Here is a 17,310-nt window from a genome sequence, read left to right as displayed (position 1 = left end):
CGCCGAAGTCCGGGGCACCGCGGGGCACGGTCAGGAGCCGACCGTGCCGGAGCTCCACAGGTCGCACTGGTGCTCAACGCCCAGGTCGACCGGTCCGACGGCGTCCGGGGCCAAGCCCTGCACCCGGGCGTCACCGCCGAATCGAGCCCAGTGCGCAACACCTGGTGTGTTCGGATCACCGATCGCCGCGAATCGCGTCCAGTACCCGATCATCTGCGCGGACAGCCTTGCCTGCGCGGGGGTGTACCGGACCGTCGAGTGGTCGAACAAGTAGGCCGCGTCCGAGCCGTGGTAGGCGCCCAGCGGGTACAGCGAGTTCACGTGGAAGATCGCGGGCGCCGTGCGGTCGACCATCTCGTAGGCGTGCACCGGCACCTGCCTGGCCAGCACCCGGTCAGCGTCCAGCGCCGGGCAGGCGTAGACCCGGTCGGTGACGATCGAGGCCCAGACCCGGCTCGGAGCCTGGTCACCGACGGGGTAGCGGTCCAGCACCTGCTGGGCGCGGTCACCGAAGGCGCGGGTGGCGTAGGCGCTCAGGTCCTGGGCGCTGAACGGTGTGCCCGGCTGGTCCAGGGCGGCGGTGAGCAGGGTCGCCTCGTCCCGGGTGGTGCCCAGCACCGTGGGCACGTGGTGGAACCGGCCACTGGCCAGCGCGTCGGCCGGGTGCAGCGGCAGCACCGGCGTGCCGATCGCCGGGCTCCAGTACGGTGCCAGGTTGACCGGCGGCACCGTGGCGTGCAGCAGTTCGGCGGTCGGCTTGCCGCGCAGGCAGGCCAGGTCCGCGCAGCCGAGCTGGTGGGCCGCCGCGGTACCCAGGTCCTGCTCGACCGCCAGCGGCTTCCAGGTGTCCCCGCCCGCGCCGACCCCGGGGATCAGCGCGTCCACCGCGTTGACGTGGCCGCAGGCGCTGCTCTGCACGATGATCTTGTCGAACAGGCCCGCCGCGGTGGGGGAGGCCAGCAGGGCACACATGCTGTCCCCACCCCCGGACTCGCCGAACACCGTGACGTTGCGCGGGTCCCCGCCGAAACCCGCGATGTTGTGCCGCACCCAGCGCAGCGCCGCCTGCTGGTCCTGCAGACCGAAGGTGCCCGACCCGTCCAGCCCCGGGTAGCCCAGGAAACCGAACACGCCCAGCCGGTAGTCCACCTTCACCACGACCACGTCACCGGACCGCGCGAGCCGGTCCACCTGCGTGGAACTGCCCGACCCAGTGCGGAAGCCGCCGCCGTGCACCCACACCATCACCGGCCTGGGCCGGTTCGCGCGGGCGTGCGGCGTGACCACGTCCAGGTGCAGGCAGTCCTCGTCCATGCTGGCCGGCGTACCCACCACCGGGTCGGCGTCCTGCGGGCACGGGCTGCCCGGCGTGTTCGCGTCGCGGACCTGCTGCCACGGCACGGGCGGTTGCGGTGCACGCCACCGCAGTTCGCCCACCGGTGGTGCCGCGTACGGGATGCCCTGCCACGTGCCGTCCACCCCGCGCACCGGCCCGTACTCGGTGCGCACCACGTCCCCGGCGCTGGCCGAGGCTGGCACCACCAGCGCGGTCGCCGCCAGCACGGCCAACGCCGCTGCCTTACCCCACATGTGTCCTCCCCCAAAACTCGTCCCGGCCAATGCTGTCGAGCCCGGTGCGCCCACACATCCGGAACAACCCCGAGTCCCGCCCTGGGTACGGCGAGTCACGCTCCGGGGCGCACGAGTCACGCTCCGGGTACGTCATGAAGGTGCCGTTCGCGACGGTGGGTGTCCTGAACGGCACCTTCGTGGCATGGGGGCGGGACGAGGCGCGCGCCCAGAGCCGTCCCGAAGGTGCCCCTCGCGACGGTGGGCGTCACAAGGGGCACCTTCGGGACGCGCGGCTGACGTGGTGGCGCGCTGGGGCCGAACGTCATGAAGGTGCCGTTCGCGACGCTCAACGTCTCAAACGGCACCTTCATGACACTGCGGTGTGCGGCAGGCGGCGCACGGCGCGGGAGGCCAGCGGGAGCAGGGCCACGGCTACGGTCAGGACCCCGGCGACGGTGATCACCGGGAAGCCGCCGAAGGTCTGCGCCAGCGGGCCCACGCTGAGCTGGCCGATCGGGATGGCGAGGTAGGACAGCAGGTCGTCGTAGGAGGCGACCCGGGACAACACGTGGGACGGCACGTGTTCCTGCAAGGACGTGTCCCAGCTGATCCCGGCCGCGGCCATGCCCAGCCCGGAGGCGAACCCCGTGACGATCAACCACGGAGCGACCGCCTGCGCGCCGATGGCCAGCAGGGGCAGGGCGACCAGCACGCTCAGCAGTTGCCCCAGCGCGAGCAGGCGCCGTACGGCCAACCGGTAGAGCAGCACGCTCATCAGCAGCAGGCCGGCCCCGCGGGCGCTGAGCACGAACCCCCAGGTCGCCTCGCCGCTGACCTGACGGGTGAGTTCGGGGCCCAGGACCTGCCAGGTGCCGGTCAGCACCAGGTTCAGCAGGCAGGAACACGCGGTGACCACCCACACCCACCGGATGCCCGCGAACTGCTGCCAGCCCAGGCGGATGTCGCTGCGGACCGTGCCCGCTCGGGACGCGGTCCCGGCCAGCGGGAGTCGCAGGAACAGCCCGGCGGCGATCAGGTAGGTCGCGGCGTCGAAGGCGATGGCCGGGCCACTGCCCGCCGCCACGACGAGTAGCCCGCCCAGTCCCGGGCCGAGGATCTTCGTGAGGTTGCGGGTGGTGGCCAACGCCGAGTTGGCCTGCCGCAGCTGGGACTTGTCCACCAGCTGCGGCAGTACCCCGCGCAGCGCCGGGGTGGTGAACGCGGCGAGCGCCCCGTTGAGCAGTTCCAGCCCCGCCACGGCGGGCAGCGAGTAGTGGCCGGTCAGCAGCAGGGCCGCGACCGCACCCTGGGTGAGCGCCGAGCCGAGGTTCGCGGCCACCAGCACCGTGCGCCGTGGGAACCGGTCGGCCACCGCCCCACCCACCAGTAGCAGGGCCAGCAGCGGCAGCATGTGGGCGGCGAGCACCACGCCGAGGTCACCGGCGCTGCCCGAGGCGTCGAGCACGGCGAACGCCAGGGCGACCGGGGCCATCGAGCTGCCGAGCAGGGACACCAGGCGGGCGGCCAGGAACACGCGGAAACCGGTGTGGGTCAGGGGAGCGGTGCGCACCGGCGGGAGTCTGCGGACCCGAGCGGGCGGCCGCTATGGTTTCGGCAGGAGGCGAAAGTTGGTACTGCTGCGGCTGAACTCGCTGGCCCTGTCGCGGTCCCGGTTCGCGCTGTCCCCGCTGGCGGAGACGCTGGCCTCGATGATCCTGCTGGGCAAGACCTGCGTGGACCCCTGGCTGACGCCCTGGCACGAGCGCCACCACGCAGCCTTCGACCGCACCCTGGACGCCGACCCGTTCGCCAGGGGCCTGGTCCGGTTGCTCAGCTCCACCAAGTGGCTGCCGACCTACGTGGTCGTGCCGCCCACCGGGGGCATGCGCACGGCGCTGGCCGGTGAGCTGGCCCAGGTCGCCGCCTTCACCGACGAGGACGTGCGCGCCGAACTGGGCGCCTCCCTGGAGCACAGCTGGCAGGAGCACGACATGTCCTGGCTGTCCGGCGGCGACTGGGCACCGCGGACCGCGCGGCTGCTCGACTCGGTGTGGCGCGAGCACGTCGCCCCGGACTGGCCCCGGCGGCGGGCGCTGCTGGAACGCGACGTCACCTACCGGGCGGGCCTGCTGGCGGCCTACGGCTGGCCGCGGGCGCTGCACCGGATGAACCGGCGCAGCGCCTGGGTCGGCACGGACGCGATCCGGTTCACCAACCGGTCCGGGCCCGACCGCGTCGTCGGCGACGAGGGCATGCTGTTCGTACCGGTCAGCATGTCCAGCGGGAGCTGGCTGTGCGAGGGCCCGACCGGCCGGTACGCGCTGGTCTACCCGGCCCGGGGTTCGGCCGTGGACGCCGAGCACCCCAGGCCGCCGCACGCCCTGGGACGCCTGCTGGGCGCGGGGCGTGCGGCGATCCTGTGCGAGCTCGAACGCCCCGCGACCACCAGCGAACTCGCCGCGCAGCTCGCCCAGTCACTGGGCACGGTCGGCGGCCACCTCGCGGTGCTGCGCGAGGCCGGGCTGATCGCGGGGACCCGGGTCGGCAAGCGGGTGGTGTACCGGCGCACCGAGCTCGGTGACCGCCTCGCGGACGGCTAGCACGTCGCCGCGGGGTGGCGCCGGATGACCTCCGCCGAGGAGCTGATCGCGCCGATGTAGCCGTCCGGCCGCACCAGGACGAACGTGCCCTCGGTGACGTCGTAGCCCTCGCACGGGGCCAGCGACACGGTTGGCACGGCGAAGGTCTCGCGCGTGCCGCCGAACGCGAGCACCGTGGCGTGCGGCCCGCGGAAGGCGTCGAACAGCCGGGTGCCGTCGGGCAGCAGCCCGTCCGGGGCGCGGTCCCCGGCCCGCAGCTCACCGGGGTCGGCGCGGTCGTCCACGGCGAGCGGGCCACCCCGGTAGGTGATGTCGAGCTGGTGGATGGACGGGGCGGGCCCGGACCGGAAGTTGCGCTGGTGCAACAGGGTGCTCAGCCCCAGCACGTGTGCCGCCACCGGCATGCGCTCGGCCTCGTAGCTGTCCAGCAGCGACTCGTCCGCCCCGCCCAGCACCGAGGCGAGCTTCCAACCGAGGTTGTAGGCGTCCTGCACGCTGGTGTTCAGGCCCTGGCCGCTGGCCGCGGAGTGCACGTGCGCGGCGTCCCCGGCGAGCAGCACGCGGCCCACCCGGAACCGGTCGGCCATGCGCACGTTCACCTGGTACAGCGAGATCCAGCGCAGGTCGTGCAGGTGCACGTCGGTGCGGCCGGTCCGCTCGTCCAGCAGGGACCGCACCCCGTCCAGGCTCAGCTCGGGCACCTTCTCGGTGGCCATGGAGGCGACGAACTGGTAGTGCTCGCTGCCCGGCAGGTTCCACAGTGAGAAGCGCTTGGTGATGTCCCCGGCGTCGGTGAGGATGTGGCAGAACCGGCCGTCCAGCCCGTCGGCCCGCACGTCGCCGACCAGCGTGCGCTCGGTCTGGAAGGTCTCGCCCGCGAAGCCCACGCCCAGCGCCTTGCGCACCGTGCTGCGCCCGCCGTCGGTGCCGACCAGGTAGCTCGCGCGGATCTCACCGCGGTTGGTGTGGGCCAGCACCCCGTCGGCGTCCTGCTCGAAGCCCAGCACCTCGGTGCCCAGCTCCAACTGGCCGCCCAGTTCGACGAACCGGTCGCGCAGGATCTCGTCGGTGCGCCACTGCGGGATCAGCCACGGGCTGGGGTAGGGCACGGTGGGGGAGGCGGTCGGCTCCGGCGTGCCGAGCATCTCGTGCACGGCGCGCTCCCACACGACCTCCTTGCCCTGGTACAGCCGGAACTTCGGGAAGGGCTCGCCACCGGCGTGCACCGCGTCGAGCACGCCGAGGTCCTCGAACACCTCCAGCGTGCGCGGTTGCAGCCCCTTGCCCCGCGAGCCGATGAACAGCTCGGGCGCCTTGTCCACGACCCGGCAGGCCACGCCCCGACGGGCGAGCTCGCAGGCCAGGGTCAGCCCGGTGGGCCCGGCGCCCACGATCAGCACGGTCATTGCTGGTTACCCCCTCTGGTGAGCAGCACGAGCAGCACGTCGTCGACCAGCCGCACGATGAACCGGTCGTCCATCGGGGCGCTGGTCTGCAACTGGCGCTGGACCATCGCCTCGGCCACGTCGTGCACGAGTTCTGTGTCGGTGTCCGCGGGCAGTTCGCCGCGGTCCATCGCGCGGTGCAGCGCGTCGTGGAACGGGGACAGCTCCTCGTTGGCGATGTGCTCGGCGAGCGCTTGGGCCAGTTCCTCGTCGTGCCGCATGGCCTGCGCCAGGTCACCGATCATCGACACGTAGGACTGCGAGGCCTTGGCGCGCAAGGCCTCCACGATCGCGACCAGGTCGCCGCGCAGCGTGCCGGTGTCGGGCACGGCGGCGTTGTCGCGCGCGTCCAGTGCGTCCAGCGCGGCCTTGACCAGCTGCGCCTTGCTGCGCCAGCGGCGGTAGATAGTGGCCTTGCTGGCCTGGGCCCGCGCGGCCACGGCATCCATCGTCAGCCCCGCGTAACCGCGTTCGGCCAGCACCTCGATGGTGGCCACCAGCAGGGCGTCCTCGCGTTGTTGTCCTCGAACCACCCCTGAAGTGTACGAGATGGTTTCGTACACTTCAACATACCATACCGTATGGTACGTTCCTGGGGTGGCGAGCAGACAGGACTGGTTGACGGCGGGGCTGGAGATCCTCGCCGCGAAAGGGGCGCCCGCGCTGACCGTGGACCGGCTCACCGCGCGGCTGGGGTTGACGAAGGGCTCGTTCTACCACCACTTCGCGGGCATGGCGGGGTACCGGACGGCGCTGCTGGCGCACTTCGAGGCCGAGTGCACCACCCGGTTCATCGACCAGGTGGAGTCCGAGCCCGACGCCCCGGCCGACCGGCGGCTGCGGCGGCTCGGTGAACTGGTGCTCGCCGAGCACGGCACGCCCGCGCTGGAGATCGCCATGCGCGCCTGGGCGTTGCAGGACGCGGAGGTCCGCGCGGTGCAGGAGCGGGTGGACCGCACTCGCGTGGACTACCTGCGCGGGCTGCAACGCCAGCTGGGCCGCGCGCCGGAGATCGGCGACCTGGTCTACCTGGTGCTCGTCGGGGGCAGCCACGTCGTCCCAGCGCTGGAACCGGCGCAGCTCAGCCATCTGTGGGACCTGGTACTGGAGGGGGAAAAACCATGACACCGACCCGCTGGATCCCGAGCCTTCTCACCGCGACCGGCGTGCTGCACCTGCTCTACGGCGCGGCCACGCTGGCCCCGGTGATCGGCGACATCCTCGGCGCCGGGCTGGTCAACGCGGTCGGCGGTCACCTGGACCGCCAGGCCGCGTTCTGGTTCCTCGTGGCCGCGCCGAACCTGAGCGCCTTGGGCGAGCTGGCCCGCTGGGCGGTGCGCCGCACCGGCACGCTGCCCGCCCGGCTGGGCGGCTGGCTGCTGGGCATCGGCGTGGTCGGAGTGGTGCTGTTGCCGGTGTCCGGCTTCTGGCTGGTGCTGATCATCGGCGTGCTCGCGCTGGTGGCCGCCCGCCGCGGCCCAGTCAGTGCGGGTGCGTGAGGTTCTCCGCGCAGCGCGTCAGCAACATGGTCAACCGGCCGCGGTCGTCGGGGCTCAGCCCGGCGAGCATGCGCCGCTCCACGGTGTCCACCACCTTGTCGGCCAACTCCAGCCGGTGCTCACCGGCCGGGGTCAGCCGCACCGGCCGGGCCCGGCCACCGGTGGGCTGCTCGGCGACCACGACCAGTTCGTGCGTGCGCAGCCCGGACAACACGTCCTGCAGGGACTGCCTGGTGACGAAGCACAGCCTGGCCAGCTCCGCGGAGGACACCCCGGGGTGGTCGGCGACCGCCCGCAGCACCGTGTACTGCGAGATCGACAGGCCCGACTGGCGCAACTCCTCGTCCGAGGCGTGCCGCAGCATCTGCTGCACCCGCTTGACCAGGTAGCCGGGGCGTTGTTCGGTGCGGCGCCGCTCCAGGTCCACGGGTACCCCTGTCTCCAGCGATGATCAACGGTTCCCACCGTAGCCGCCACACGGGACGCGCAACCGCCGGTTCGGACCGGGCTTCGTCACACCGCGATCAGTTGACGGCGGCCAGCAGGGCGGAGCGCTGGGCGGAACCGACCCCGCCGACCCTGCGGGACTCGGCGATCTCGCAGCCGCGCATCAGCTCGGCCGCGCGCACCGGACCGACCCCTGGTAACGCCTTGATCACCGCGAGGATCCTGGTCTTGCGCACGACCTCGTCGGACTCGGCCAGCTTGAAGACCTCCTCCAGGCGCACTGTGCCTGCCTTGAGCCCGGCGAGCAGATCGGCTCGCGCCCTGCGTGCCACCTGGGCCTTGGCCAATGCCTCGGCACGCTGCTGCGCGGTCAGAACCGGGAGAACCATGAGAATCCTTTCGGGAGGGAGCCTGTTCGATAATGGCCCCAACCCGTGCACCGGTGCCGCTGATTCGCGATCTCGGCGGCAAACCACCCACTCAGAGCAATGCGGGCAGCACACAGGTGAGCGTCCCGGCGTCCGCGTCCAGCTCGGCGGCCACCCCCAGCGGCACGGTCAGCTGCCCGGGACAGTGCCCGAAGCCCAGCTCCCACACCACCGGCACACCCAGACCGCCCAGCCGGTCGGCCATCAGCGCCCGCACGTCGGCCAGGTCGCCGCACCGCGACCAGGAGCCCAGCGCGATGCCCGCGACCCCCTCGAACCAGCCCGCCCGCAGCAGTTGGGTCAGGATCCGGTCCAGCCGGTACGGCTCCTCGGTGACGTCCTCCAGCAGCACCACGGCCCCGCGCGGTGGCGGCGGCGCGTCGTGCGCGCCCAGCGCCGAGACCACCAGGCTGGCGTTGCCCCCGCTGGTGAACCCCGTGCAGCGCCCGCCGACCAGCGCGCCCGCACCCGGCCGGGTCAGGACCCGCACCGACTCGGGCTCGAACAGGGTGCGCCGCAGGTGCTCGGCGGCGACCGGGTCCCCGGTGAAGGCCGCCGACCCGATCATCGGTGCGAACAGGGTCACCACGTCCAGGTGCGCGGCGAACGCGTCGTGCACCGCGGTGAGGTCACTGGACCCGGCGAAGACCTTCGGCCCGGCCGCGCGCATCGCCGCCCAGTCCACCTGGTCGAGCACGCGCAGGCAGCCGTAGCCGCCGCGGGCGCCCAGCACCGCGCTGACCGCCGGGTCACACCACGCACGCTGAAGGTCGGCGGCCCGGTCGGCGTCGGAACCGGCCAGGTAGCCGAACACCTCGTGCCGGTCCAGCACGTGCTCGCCGACCCGCACGTCCAGGCCCCACCCGCGCAGCAGCCGCACGCCCTCGGTGAGCAGTTCCTCGGGCACCGGCCCGGCGGGCGCGACCACGGCCACGGTGTCGCCCGGTACCAGCCGTGGCGGGCGGGTCCTCACGTGGCCAGGTCCAGCACCGGCACCCCGGGCGGCTCGAAGCCCATCACCTGCCCGTAGAAGGACAGCTCCGCCTGCACCGCGACCCTGATCGACTCCGCCTTGCGGAATCCGTGCTGCTCGCCCTCGAAGCCGATGTAGGCGTGTCGGGTGCCGCTGCCGCGCACGGCGGCCACGAACCGCTCGCTCTGCGCGGGCGGGCAGATCTGGTCCTCCAGGCCCTGCAACACCAGGATCGGCCCGGCCAGCTTGCCCACCCGGTTGCTGGGCGAGCGCTCCTCGTAGTGCGTCCGTGCCTCGGGCAGCGGCCCGATCAGCCCGGTCAGGTACTGCGACTCGAAGTCGTGGGTCTCCCCGCTGCCAAAGGCCACCAGGTCCATCACCGGGAACATGGCCGTGCCGCAGGCGAAGGTGCTCACCGAGGTCAGCGCCGCCGCGGTGGTGAACCCGCCCGCGCTGCCGCCGCGCACCGCCAGCCGCGCCGGGTCCGCCTCGCCCCGCTCGGCCAGCGCCAGGGCCACCGCGGCGCAGTCGGCCACGTCCACCACGCCCCACTGGCCCAGCAGCCGCTCGCGGAAGGCCCGGCCGTAACCGCTGGACCCGCCGTAGTTCACCGCCACGACCCCGATGCCGCGGCTGGTGAAGTAGGCGAACTCCAGGTCCATGCCGCCGGAGACGGCCCCGGTCGGGCCGCCGTGCACGTGCACCATGAACGGCGGCAGCTCACCCTCGGGCGCCGCGAAACCGGGGTTGGTCGGCGGGTACACGTAGGCGGGCACGGTCTGCCCGTCCGGGCCGGTGAACACCCGGTGCACCGGGGTCGGCAGGTAGGCCGGGTCCACCTCGGGCGCGGAGTGCGAGGTCAGCACCTCGTGCCCGCCGGTGGACAGGTCCAGGCGCACCACGGCGCCCTCCCGGTCCGGGCCCGCCGCCACGCCGACCACCACCCCGTCGTGCGCGGCCAGCTGACCGGACCAGATCGGGAAGTCGTTGTCCACCTCGGTGACCGTGCCCGAACGCTCGTCGAGCACCGCCAGCCGCCCGGAGCGCACCACCGCATGCCGCCCGCCGCCCAGCGGGGCGAACCAGCTCGACCCGATCCGCCACAGCGGGCCGCCGATCTCCGCCTCGCAGGCCGCGAGGTTGCGCACGGCACCGGTCATGTCCACCCGGTGCAGGTTCCACCAGCCCTGCGGGTCGGTCAGCACCAGCAGCGAGTCGGCGGCCTCCCAGCGGAACTGGCACACCGACTCGGCCGGGCCGCCCGCGACGACCCGGTGCGGGCCCAGCTCCCCGTCGGTCACCGCGGCCACGCACAGCTGCGAGCCGTCCCAGGGCATGGCCGGGTGGTCCCAGCCGATCCAGGCCACGTGGCGCCCGTCGGGGGAGACCTTCGGGCCGGTCATGAAGTGGTGGCTCGCCGCGAGCTCGCGCACCGCGCCGGAGCCGTCCACCGGCAGGGCCACCAGCGCGCGCCGCACGTCGGGCGCGGCGTCGGAGACCTGGGTCTCCCGCACGCACCACACCTCGGTGCCGTCCGGGCTCGGGCCCAGGTCGGCGTAGCGGTGCCCGTGCAGCCGCTGCGGCTCGGGGCTGATCGCGCGCGGGGTGGCCGCGGGGTCGTCCGGGTCGACCAGGTACACCCGCTGGTCCACCCAGTGCGTGAACGCCAGCCGGGTGCCCTGCGGGGTGTCCACCAGGGTCCAGGGGCGCCCGCCGTACTCGTGCACCCGGTTGCGGACGTTCCAGGGCAGCGGCAGCACGTCGGCGGTCGACCCGTCGGCGCGCCTGCGCACCAGCGCCACCCGGCCACCCTCGTCGGGGCGTGTCTCGGCCCACCACACCTCGGTGCCGTGCAGTGCCACCCACTGCACGGAGCCACCGGCGCTGGCGACCAGGTCGATGCCGACCGGCGAGGTCCACGTCCCATACGGTGCGATCTTCACCACGAACCGACCCTAACCCCGAGCCGCCGCATGATCACGCGCAACTCCCTGACACCCAGGGAAAACTGTGAACCACCCGCACCTCGCGAAGCGGGCGTTGCGGACAGCCCGGGGCCGTCCGGGACACGCCACTTGAGGGGATCGCTCGGCTGGCGCGGGCCGCGTGCCTTAGGGTCGTGTTCGCCATGGCCCGTGTCATTCATGTATTCCGCCAGCCCGAACGGTTCGTCGCAGGGACCGTCGGGCAACCAGGCGAGCGCACCTTCTACCTGCAGGCCGCCCAGGAGGGCAGGCTGGTCAGCGTGGTGCTGGAAAAAGCCCAGGTCGCAGTTCTCGCCGAGCGCATCGGCTCGTTGCTGGAGGAGGTCGCCAGGCGCTTCGGCGCCGAGGTGCCCGAGACCACGCCCGAGGAGGAGCTGGACACCGAACCGCTGACCGTGCCGGTGGAGGAGGAGTTCCGCGTCGGCACGATGGGACTGGGCTGGGACGCCGAGTCCGAGGCGGTCGTGGTCGAGCTGCTCGCGGCCACCGAGGAGGAGGTGGACGAGGCGGTGGTGCTCGACGACACCGAGGAGGGACCCGACGCCGTGCGGGTGTTCCTCAGCCCCGTCGAGGCCCGCGCCTTCGCCAGCCGCGCCGACCTCGTGGTCAACGCCGGGCGCAAGCCCTGCCCGCTGTGCGAGGAGCCCCTCGACCCGGCAGGGCACGTGTGCCCCCGGCAGAACGGCTACCGCCGCACGACCCCCCTCGCGGAGAACTGAGCCCGAGTTGCTGCCCACCGACCCCGGTGCGCTCGACCTGATCGAGCAAGGCCGCATCGAGATCACCGGCCGTCTGGTGGACGCCTCCAACGCCACCCTGTTCGGCACGATCAGCCACGAGGGCGTGCAGGCGCACTGCGTGTACAAGCCGGTCAACGGCGAGCGCCCGCTGTGGGACTTCCCCGACGGCACGCTGGCCGGTCGCGAGGTGGCGACCTACCTGGTGTCGCGCGGCGCGGGGTTCGACCTCGTGCCGCCCACCGTGTTACGCCCCGGCCCGTTCGGTCCCGGCATGGTCCAGCTGTGGGTGGACGTGGACGAGGACGCGGGCCTGATCGACGTGCTGGCCCCGGCCGACCTGCCCGAGGGCTGGCGGGCCGTGCTGCACGCGCAGGACCGGTACGGGGACCCGGCCGTGCTGGCGCACGCCGACCACCCCAGGATGCGGTTGATGGCCGCGATGGACGTGGTGGTCAACAACGCCGACCGCAAGGGCGGGCACGTGCTGCACACCGAGCGCGGCGAGGTCTACGGCGTGGACCACGGCATCTGCCTGCACGCCGAGACCAAGCTGCGCAGCGTGCTGTGGGGCTGGCTGGGCGAGGAACTGCCGCCCGAGGCCGTGGAGGCGCTGCACAAGTTGCGCGCCGGGCTGGACGGGGAACTGGGCGAGCAACTGGCCGAGCACCTGACCATCCGCGAGCTCGGCGCCCTGGCCACCCGCACCGACCTGCTGCTGGCCGCCGGGGTGTTCCCCGAGCCCAGCGGGGACTGGCCCGCGATCCCCTGGCCCGCCTTCTGAGTTCAGCCCCATGAACTCAATAGGAAGCCTTGTGTACTGTTTCGCTGACCGTTAACGTAGCCGCTACCGTCGCCGCGGCTGCAAGGCTGGCCCGCCCCCAGAAGTGGGAAAGGAACAGTTATGCGAAACGGGGCTCCCTGTCGCAACGGACGGTCCACGACGGCTCTCCGGTGCGGCCTCGGCATTGCATCAGTGTTCGCACTCGCCATCGCAACTCCGGCTTTCGCCTCGCCCCTGGGCGTGGTGTCACCTGATTCACCGCAGGTGGTCGCGGCACCCGCGGCCTCCGGTGGGGACCTCACGGATCCCGCCAAGAAGGAAATCGCGATGGAGCTGGTCTCCAGCGCGGAGAACTCCTCGCTGAACTGGAAGGCCCAGTACAGCTACATCGAGGACATCGGTGACGGCCGCGGCTACACCGCGGGCATCATCGGGTTCTGCTCCGGCACCGGGGACATGCTCGACCTGGTGGAGCGCTACACCAACGCCAAGCCGGGCAACGTGCTGGCCAAGTACCTGCCCGCGCTGCGCAAGGTCAACGGGTCGGACTCGCACGCGGGACTGGGCAACGCCTTCGTCTCCGACTGGAAGAAGGCGGCCACCGACAGCGCGTTCCGCAGCGCGCAGGACGGTGAGCGCGACCGGGTGTACTTCAACCCGGCCGTCAACCAGGCGAAGTCCGACAAGCTCGGCGCGCTCGGCCAGTTCATCTACTACGACGCCGTCGTCATGCACGGCCCCGGAACCGATGGCGACAGCTTCGGCGGAATCCGGGCCGCGGCAATGAAGAAGGCGAAGACGCCCGCTCAGGGCGGTAATGAGACCGCTTATCTCAACGCGTTCCTGGACGCGCGCAAGGTGGTCATGAAGAAGGAGGAAGCGCACGCGGACACCTCGCGTGTCGACACCGAACAGCGCGTTTTCCTCAACGCCGGGAACCTGGACCTGCACACCCCGCTGAAGTGGAAGGTGTACGGGGACTCCTACGAAATCAACTGATCTGCGACTGTGCCCTCCGGCAGGGCCGGAGGGCACAGTCATCCGGCTTGGGTGCGGTCAGCGGGAGCGGTCCCGCGCCGAGGCCCGATGCTCGACGTGCTCGACCACCGAGCCGTCCGGGTGGCGGGCGAACAGCGCCCGGCCGACCGGGGCCGGGTCGGGGCCGCGGAGCAGGTCCGCGCCTGCGGCAAGCAGGCGGCCGGGCACCGGGTCCAGGTCGGGATGCAGCACGACGGCCCGCACGGCACTGACCTCGGCGAGCACCTCGGGTGGCCCGGTGAGCAGGCAGAACCCGCCGACCGTCGCCACGGTGAGCCCGGTCTCCAGCGGCAGGTTCGCGGACTGTCGAACGCCCTGGACCCGCTCGTAGAACGCGATGGTCGCGGCGAACTCCTCCGGGGCGACCGGGACCGTGGTGTAGCAGTGCGGGGCGGTCAGGTACGAGGAGTCGGGGCGCTCACGCCACCAGCTGTCGTGGTTGGTCACCAGCCCAGCCTCGGTCTGCCGAGCGTTCACAGCAATGCCAGTCTCTGCCGTGCTGCCTTAAGCTCTGCTTCATGCTTGATCCGCGCAGGCTGCTGGTCCTGGACGCCGTGGTGCGCGCCGGGTCGATGACCGCGGCCGCCCAGGAGCTGGGGTTCTCGCCCGCCGCGGTCTCGCAGGCGATCGCCGCGCTGGAACGCCAGGCGGGCACGCGGCTGCTGCGGCGGCACGCCCGCGGGGTGCGACCGACCGCCGCCGGTGAGCTGATCGCCGGGCACGCCGCCGTGGTCGCCGACCGGGTCCAGCGCGCCGGTGAGGACCTGACCGCGCTCGCCCGCGCAGAGGCCGGGACCGTGCGGATCGGCTCGTTCTCCTCGGCCACCGCCTCGATCCTGCCCGCGGCGGCCCGCGCACTGGGCCGCGCCCACCCCGGGCTGCGCCTGCACGTGGCGGACCAGGACGCCGAGCAGGCCGTCGAGTCCGTGCGGCGCGGGGAGCGGGACCTCGTCCTGGTGGCCGCGTTGTTCGGCGCCGCCTCGTTGGACCTGACCGGGCTGGCCGTCACCGAACTCGGCGAGGAGGTGGTCCGGCTCTGCCTGCCGGTCGGCCACCGGCTGCACGGCCCCGGCCCCGTCGCACTGGACGAGGCCGCCGCCGAACCGTGGATCCTCAACGAGGACGCGGTGTGCGCCGCCACGCTCGCGCGGATCGCCACGGACGGTTCGGCGCGGCCGAGGGTGAGCATGCGCACCAGGGACCACGCCAGCACCCTCGGGCTGGTCGCCGCCGGTCTCGGCGTGGCGCTCGTGCCCGGCCTGCTCCGCCCCCGAGACGGCGACGGGGTGGTGGTCCGCGAGCTGCACCCATGCCCGCGCCACCCGGTACTGCTGCTCGCGGGCGAGGAGGACTCGCCCACCGTCACCGCGGTGGCCAAGGCGCTCACCGAGGCGGGCCGCGCAGCCCTGGGCCGATAGTGAACGGATAAAGGATCTTCCTAATGTCCACGCAGGGCCGGGGGAGGGCCCCGGCTGACGCATGGGGGAGGAATCTTGGGACGCACTCAACGCGTGGCTGGTGCTGTGCTGTCCGCTTCGCTCGCGCTGACGGTGGCCACGGGGCTGGCGCCCACGGCCATGGCCGCGCCCGCGGCGTGCACGTGGCAGCAGACGATCCTGCCGCTGCCCAGCGGGGCGCCCACTGGTGAGGTGTGGGCGAGCGACAACAACGGCGGCTACGCGGGCACGGTCTCCTTCGGCGCGGACTCCGCGAATGGCGAGCCCGCGGTGCTGTGGAAGAACGGCAAGATCACCAACCTCGGACTGCTTGCCGGGCACCAGAAGTACGTGTCGGTGACCGGGGTCAACCAGGCCGGGACCGTGGTCGGTTCGGCCCCGAAGAACACCGGGTTCGGCGAGCCCACCGCGTTCCGGTCCCGCAACGGCAAGCTGGCGGCGCTGCCCGAGCTGCCCAAGGCCATCGGGTCCACCGCACAGGCCGTCAACGAGCGCGGTGACATCGTCGGCGGCGTGCTCACCGAGGACCAGATCTGGCAGCCGGTGATCTGGCCCGCCGACAAGCCGGGCACCGTGGTCAGGCTGACCGGGCTGCCCACCGGCGGGAACTCGATCGTGGAGGGCATCGACAAGGACGGCACCCTGCTCGTCTCGTACGACCACCCGACCAGGAGCAGGGTCGGCTACCTGTGGAAGGACGGCACGGCGCACGAGCTCGCCATGCCCGAGGACGCCTACGACGTGGTGCTGCGCGGTATCTCCAACGGCAGGGTCATCGGCCAGGTGAGCTACGGCAAGGGCGGTGACGGCCCGCTGCTGTGGGACCGCGACGGCAAGCCCTCGGTGCCGCCGCGTGCCGCTGACCTTCAGGGCATCAACCGCGACGGCCAGCTCGTGGGCCGCACCGACGACCCGAGCAGGCACGAGTTCGGCGTCTGGAAGGCGGGCAAGCTGGACTCCACGATCAGCTACACCGCCGACCACGGGCTGGAGCTGCACGTCTCCAGCGACGACGGCAGCATCGCGGGCCGCAGCTGGAAGTTCCCCGGCGGCTTCGACCAGCCGACCGTGTGGAGGTGCGGCTGACCACGCCGCGGTAGGGCTCGACGGCCACGTGCGAGGCACGACCTCATGCACCGCACGTGGCCGCCGACCCTTACCGACCGGCCGACCGCGCGCTGCCGTGGGACCTGGCGGTCGGCGACAGCAAGATCCTCAGCTAGGGTCGGCGACCATGCGCTCCCACGACTACGGCCGTGACGTGCTCGCCGGCGGGCAACGTCGCAAGCAGGTCCCCGAGGTGGCCGCCGAGCCCGGGCTGGTCGCCGAGGACCCGGCCACGGGTTTTTGCGGGGCCGTGGTCCGGATCGAGTCGGGCACCGTCGTGCTGGAGGACCGGCACGGCCGCCACCGCGTGTTCCCGCTCGTGCCCGCCGGGTTCCTGATCGACGGCAAGCCGGTGACCCTGGTGCGCCCGCGGGCCACCGGTACGCCCGCGCGGACCCGGTCGGCCTCCGGCTCGGTACGGGTGGCCGACGTGCGCGCGCAGGTCGCCAAGGACAGCCGGATCTGGGTGGAGGGCCTGCACGACGCCGAACTGGTGGAGCGGGTCTGGGGTCACGACCTGCGCGTGGAGGGCGTGGTCGTCGAGCCGCTCGACGGGGTGGACGTGCTCGCCGAGCGCATCACCGAGTTCGGCACCGGCCCCGGCAGGCGGCTGGGCGTGCTGGTGGACCACCTGGTCACCGGCAGCAAGGAGTCCCGGCTGGTCTCGGCGATCCGTGACGAGCACGTGCTGGTCACCGGCCACCCGTACGTGGACATCTGGCAGGCGGTCAAGCCCGCCTCGGTGGGGATCCGGCAGTGGCCGGTCGTGCCGCGCGGCGTGCCGTGGAAGGAGGGCATCTGCCAGGCCCTGGGCTGGGGCGAGCCCGCGGCGGGCTGGCGCCGCGTGCTCTCCGGCGTGCGGTCCTTCCGCGACCTGGAGACCCCGCTGATCGGTGCCGTCGAACGACTGATCGACTTCGTCACCGACCCGTCCTGACTCGCGTTTCGCGATCACGCCGCGACATCCGACTGATAGTGAAGCTCACTGGCAGTGTGGTCGGTGGTGCCCGAGCATCGTGGCGATCACAGACGCCGGGGCTTGCGGTACGAGCCGCCACGCGCAGAGTGCTGTGCGGCCTCGTTGCGGAGACCGGACCCGCGCAACGTGTCAGCTTGATCCGAATCGATCGTTCTGGTTAGCTTGCCGTTGGTGGCCGCGCCAGGGGGCGGGTCATCCGTAGCTCGGCAATTGCGGGCTCGTCACCGCCTCAGTAGTAGAGGCGCCGGCATGAAGGACG

18 protein-coding genes are annotated in these 17,310 nt (G+C 72.5%); 9 read left to right on the top strand and 9 right to left on the bottom strand.

What is annotated here, in order from left to right; genetic code table 11:
* Positions 1–30 precede the first annotated feature (30 nt).
* Complete coding sequence (locus tag KALB_RS21730; RefSeq protein ID WP_042220648.1) at positions 31–1,590, bottom strand: carboxylesterase/lipase family protein; 1,560 nt, start codon at positions 1,588–1,590, stop codon at positions 31–33.
* A 349-nt stretch (positions 1,591–1,939) separates the two neighbouring features.
* Positions 1,940–3,142 carry an MFS transporter gene (locus tag KALB_RS21725; protein WP_025357823.1) on the bottom strand — a complete coding sequence of 401 codons (1,203 nt, stop codon included), beginning with the start codon at positions 3,140–3,142 and terminating at the stop codon, positions 1,940–1,942.
* A gap of 58 nt (positions 3,143–3,200) precedes the next feature.
* Here KALB_RS21725 and KALB_RS21720 point away from each other — a divergent pair, with 58 nt between their 5' ends.
* On the top strand, positions 3,201–4,172 hold the full coding sequence (locus KALB_RS21720; protein ID WP_025357822.1) for an ArsR/SmtB family transcription factor: 972 nt from the start codon (positions 3,201–3,203) through the stop codon (positions 4,170–4,172).
* Here KALB_RS21720 and KALB_RS21715 read toward each other — a convergent pair.
* Both KALB_RS21715 and KALB_RS21710 read right to left on the bottom strand, forming a co-directional pair.
* Positions 4,169–5,578 (bottom strand): FAD-dependent monooxygenase, encoded by a 1,410-nt coding sequence (locus tag KALB_RS21715; protein WP_025357821.1) that lies wholly within the window; start codon positions 5,576–5,578, stop codon positions 4,169–4,171. The genes KALB_RS21720 and KALB_RS21715 overlap by 4 nt on opposite strands.
* Positions 5,575–6,150 carry a TetR/AcrR family transcriptional regulator gene (locus KALB_RS21710; protein WP_025357820.1) on the bottom strand — a complete coding sequence of 192 codons (576 nt, stop codon included), beginning with the start codon at positions 6,148–6,150 and terminating at the stop codon, positions 5,575–5,577. Before KALB_RS21710 ends, KALB_RS21715 begins: the two co-directional genes overlap by 4 nt.
* A gap of 64 nt (positions 6,151–6,214) precedes the next feature.
* Here KALB_RS21710 and KALB_RS21705 point away from each other — a divergent pair, with 64 nt between their 5' ends.
* Together KALB_RS21705 and KALB_RS21700 are read left to right on the top strand one after the other, a co-directional pair.
* On the top strand, positions 6,215–6,742 hold the full coding sequence (locus KALB_RS21705) for a TetR/AcrR family transcriptional regulator (RefSeq protein WP_025357819.1): 528 nt from the start codon (positions 6,215–6,217) through the stop codon (positions 6,740–6,742).
* Entirely contained in the window at positions 6,739–7,116 is a 378-nt protein-coding gene (locus tag KALB_RS21700; protein ID WP_025357818.1) for a DUF6463 family protein, read from the top strand. Before KALB_RS21705 ends, KALB_RS21700 begins: the two co-directional genes overlap by 4 nt.
* On the opposite strand, the gene KALB_RS21695 is transcribed toward KALB_RS21700, so the two are convergent.
* From KALB_RS21695 to KALB_RS21680, 4 genes are all read right to left on the bottom strand, one after another.
* A complete protein-coding gene (locus KALB_RS21695) occupies positions 7,100–7,543 on the bottom strand; it encodes a MarR family winged helix-turn-helix transcriptional regulator (protein ID WP_025357817.1) in 444 nt (147 codons plus the stop codon). The genes KALB_RS21700 and KALB_RS21695 overlap by 17 nt on opposite strands.
* 97 nt (positions 7,544–7,640) lie before the next feature.
* Positions 7,641–7,952, bottom strand: a complete 312-nt coding sequence (gene mihF, locus KALB_RS21690; protein WP_025357816.1) for an integration host factor, actinobacterial type — start codon at positions 7,950–7,952, stop codon at positions 7,641–7,643.
* A gap of 91 nt (positions 7,953–8,043) precedes the next feature.
* On the bottom strand, positions 8,044–8,964 hold the full coding sequence (locus tag KALB_RS21685; protein ID WP_025357815.1) for a S66 peptidase family protein: 921 nt from the start codon (positions 8,962–8,964) through the stop codon (positions 8,044–8,046).
* Positions 8,961–10,910: a prolyl oligopeptidase family serine peptidase gene (locus KALB_RS21680; RefSeq protein WP_025357814.1), complete on the bottom strand. Its 1,950-nt coding sequence runs from the start codon at positions 10,908–10,910 to the stop codon at positions 8,961–8,963. The genes KALB_RS21685 and KALB_RS21680 overlap by 4 nt, the downstream gene beginning before the upstream one ends.
* A gap of 182 nt (positions 10,911–11,092) precedes the next feature.
* Here KALB_RS21680 and KALB_RS21675 point away from each other — a divergent pair, with 182 nt between their 5' ends.
* From KALB_RS21675 to KALB_RS21665, 3 genes are all read left to right on the top strand, one after another.
* Entirely contained in the window at positions 11,093–11,668 is a 576-nt protein-coding gene (locus KALB_RS21675; RefSeq protein WP_025357813.1) for a DUF3090 domain-containing protein, read from the top strand.
* Between the two features lie 7 nt (positions 11,669–11,675).
* Entirely contained in the window at positions 11,676–12,470 is a 795-nt protein-coding gene (locus KALB_RS21670) for an SCO1664 family protein (protein ID WP_025357812.1), read from the top strand.
* 120 nt (positions 12,471–12,590) lie between these two features.
* Entirely contained in the window at positions 12,591–13,469 is an 879-nt protein-coding gene (locus KALB_RS21665) for a chitosanase (protein ID WP_042220646.1), read from the top strand.
* A 57-nt stretch (positions 13,470–13,526) separates the two neighbouring features.
* Here the strand turns inward: KALB_RS21665 and KALB_RS21660 are convergent, their stop codons facing one another.
* Complete coding sequence (locus tag KALB_RS21660; protein WP_025357810.1) at positions 13,527–13,955, bottom strand: VOC family protein; 429 nt, start codon at positions 13,953–13,955, stop codon at positions 13,527–13,529.
* A 71-nt stretch (positions 13,956–14,026) separates the two neighbouring features.
* Between KALB_RS21660 and KALB_RS21655 the strand changes: the two genes are divergently transcribed.
* From KALB_RS21655 to KALB_RS21645, 3 genes are all read left to right on the top strand, one after another.
* Positions 14,027–14,926: a LysR family transcriptional regulator gene (locus KALB_RS21655; protein WP_025357809.1), complete on the top strand. Its 900-nt coding sequence runs from the start codon at positions 14,027–14,029 to the stop codon at positions 14,924–14,926.
* Between the two features lie 93 nt (positions 14,927–15,019).
* Positions 15,020–16,051, top strand: coding sequence for a hypothetical protein (locus tag KALB_RS21650; RefSeq protein ID WP_148309563.1), 1,032 nt, complete (start codon positions 15,020–15,022; stop codon positions 16,049–16,051).
* 148 nt (positions 16,052–16,199) lie between these two features.
* On the top strand, positions 16,200–17,009 hold the full coding sequence (locus KALB_RS21645) for a DUF3097 domain-containing protein (protein ID WP_025357807.1): 810 nt from the start codon (positions 16,200–16,202) through the stop codon (positions 17,007–17,009).
* Positions 17,010–17,310: the final 301 nt, after the last annotated feature.

The organism is Kutzneria viridogrisea DSM 43870 (assembly GCF_000525635.1).
Classification (GTDB): domain Bacteria; phylum Actinomycetota; class Actinomycetes; order Mycobacteriales; family Pseudonocardiaceae; genus Kutzneria; species Kutzneria viridogrisea.
This window is presented reverse-complemented; position numbering and strand designations above follow the sequence as displayed.